This is a genomic window from Photobacterium sp. MCCC 1A19761 (genome assembly GCF_037389125.1).
Taxonomy (GTDB): Bacteria; Pseudomonadota; Gammaproteobacteria; order Enterobacterales; family Vibrionaceae; genus Photobacterium.
In genome coordinates this window covers 1-253 of the sequence record NZ_JAZGTF010000067.1, presented here as the reverse complement: position 1 = coordinate 253, position 253 = coordinate 1, and the positions used below count along the sequence as shown (strand labels likewise).

1 rRNA gene is annotated in these 253 nt (G+C 53.8%); it reads right to left on the bottom strand.

The features are described 5' to 3' along the window. Positions 1–253, bottom strand: a 23S ribosomal RNA gene (locus VV869_RS24350); the annotation flags it as partial.

Sequence of the window (253 nt, the reverse complement as noted above, 5' to 3'; positions counted from 1 at the left end):
GAGTTCTCTCAAGCGCCTTGGTATTCTCTACCCGACCACCTGTGTCGGTTTGGGGTACGATTCCTTACTATCTGAAGCTTAGAGGCTTTTCCCGGAAGCATGGCATCAATGACTTCAGCACCGTAGTGCCTCGACATCGGGTCTCAGCCTTAAGATGGTCCGGATTTGCCTAAACCATCAGCCTACACCCTTGAACCTGGACAACCGTCGCCAGGCCCACCTAGCCTTCTCCGTCCCCCCATCGCAATAGTAA